2 protein-coding genes and 1 pseudogene are annotated in these 1,962 nt (G+C 73.1%); all 3 read left to right on the top strand.

Annotation, left to right across the window (positions count from 1 at the left end; translation table 11 throughout):
* Positions 1 to 450, top strand: a pseudogene (locus ACFU53_RS47890) (hypothetical protein); the annotation flags it as partial.
* 70 nt (positions 451 to 520) lie between these two features.
* Entirely contained in the window at positions 521 to 1,261 is a 741-nt protein-coding gene (locus tag ACFU53_RS47885) for an LON peptidase substrate-binding domain-containing protein (RefSeq protein ID WP_384006939.1), read from the top strand.
* Between the two features lie 24 nt (positions 1,262 to 1,285).
* Complete coding sequence (gene ybaK, locus ACFU53_RS47880) at positions 1,286 to 1,792, top strand: Cys-tRNA(Pro) deacylase (RefSeq protein WP_384006936.1); 507 nt, start codon at positions 1,286 to 1,288, stop codon at positions 1,790 to 1,792.
* Positions 1,793 to 1,962 lie beyond the last annotated feature (170 nt).

Raw genomic sequence — 1,962 nt, 5'->3', positions numbered from 1 at the left:
CACACCCCCCGGTGCTCGCACCGCGAGAGCTTCGACTTCGCCGAGCGGGCCGCCGAGGACGCGCTCCCCGGCTCCCTGGTCCGGGCCCTGCCGGTACGGGCGGCCCTCGCGTACCTCACCGAGGGCGGCGGGGCCGTGATCCCCCGCGCGCGCCTGGACGAGGCGGCGGACGGCGCGATCGCGCTCTCCGCAGAGTACGAGCCCGGCGACCCCTGGCCGGCCGAGGTCCGCAACCTGCTGACCTACGTCCTGGTCCGCCTGGAGCGCTGGCCGGACGCCCTGGCCCAGCTGCGCATGATCGGCCCGTATGCCACGTCCTTCCCCTGGGACCGGGTGTCGGACGATCCGCTGGGCCAGTTCCTCCAGCTGCGGGACGGCGTACGGCTGGAAGTGGCGTGCTCGATCCCGCTGCGCGCACGGCCCGAGAGGGCGCCCCTGGCCGACGGGTAGCTCTCCCGGGAGGTCACCAAACGAATACGGACGAACGCGCGCGCCCCGACGACCATTAGGCTCTGGCCTCGTGACCACCGTCCGGCTGCCACTCTTCCCCCTGAACTCGGTGTTGTACCCGGGGCTCGTGCTTCCTCTGAACATCTTCGAGGAGCGCTATCGCGCCATGATGCGCGAGTTGCTGAAGACCCCCGAGGACCAACCCCGCCGCTTCGCCGTCGTCGCCATCCGCGACGGCCACGAGGTCGCGCCGAGCGCCCCCGGCATGCCGGATCCGACCGCTCTGCCCGACCGCGGCCCGACCGCCGGCTTCGGCGACGAACCGACGAAGGCGTTCCACTCCGTGGGCTGCATCGCGGACGCGGCCACCATCCGGGAGCGCGACAACGGCACGTACGAGGTCCTCGCGACCGGTACCAGCCGCGTGCGTCTGCTCTCGGTGGACGCCTCCGGACCGTTCCTCGTGGCGGATCTGGAGGAGCTGCCGGAGGACGCGGGCGACGAGGCGGGCGCGCTCGCCGAGGGCGTCCTGCGGGCGTTCCGCCAGTACCAGAAGCGCCTCGCGGGCGCCCGGGAGCGCTCGCTGTCGACGGGTGCGGACCTCCCGGACGAGCCGGCCGTCGTCTCGTACCTGGTCGCCGCGGCGATGATGCTCGACACGCCCGCCAAGCAGCGGCTCCTGCAGGCCCCCGACACCGCTTCCCGCCTGCGCGACGAGCTGAAACTCCTGCGCGCCGAGTCCGCCATCATCCGTAGTCTGCCGTCGTTGCCCGCGTCGGAGCTGACGCGGGGCCCGACGAGCCTCAACTGACGCAACACGTACGCGAGAAGGCAGATGGCGAAGAAGTCGAAGAAGCAGCAGTCGGGCGCGGGTGGCACGCCCGCGACCGTGGCCCTGAGCGCGGCGGGCGTGGAGTTCACCGTCCACGCCTACGAGCACGATCCCGCGCACCCGTCCTACGGCGAGGAGGCGGCCGAGGCGATGGGCGTGTCCCCCGAGCGGGTCTTCAAGACCCTGGTGGCGGACGTCGACGGCGCGCTCGTGGTCGCGGTCGTGCCGGTGGCGGGCTCGCTGGACCTCAAGTCGCTGGCGACGGCGGTCGGCGGCAAGCGCGCGGCGATGGCCGACCCCACCCTCGCGGAGCGCACGACGGGCTATGTCCGGGGCGGCATCTCCCCCCTCGGCCAGCGCAAGAAGCTCCGCACTGTGCTGGACGCGTCGGCGGACGCCCACGACACGATCTGCGTCTCGGCCGGCCGCCGAGGCCTGGAGGTCGAGCTGTCCCCGCAGGACCTTCTGAAGCTCACGGAAGCGGTCGCCGCCCCCATCGCCCGCGCGTGACCCCTCGACGGCGAGTGAAGAAGGGCCGCTCCCACCACGGCAGGCGCCGGCTCGGGGGGTCAGGATGGTTCGGCGGGTGCGGGTCCGGTGGGGGCTGGTCGCGCAGTTCCCCGCGCCCCTGAAAAGCAGGGGCTGCGCCCCTGGCTTTTCGGCCCGCAGGACCCTTCTCT

The organism is Streptomyces sp. NPDC057474 (genome assembly GCF_042802555.1).
In the GTDB taxonomy this organism is placed as follows: Bacteria; Actinomycetota; Actinomycetes; order Streptomycetales; family Streptomycetaceae; genus Streptomyces.
Note: the sequence above shows the minus strand (reverse complement) of the source record. Positions and strands in the feature narration are given on the sequence as shown.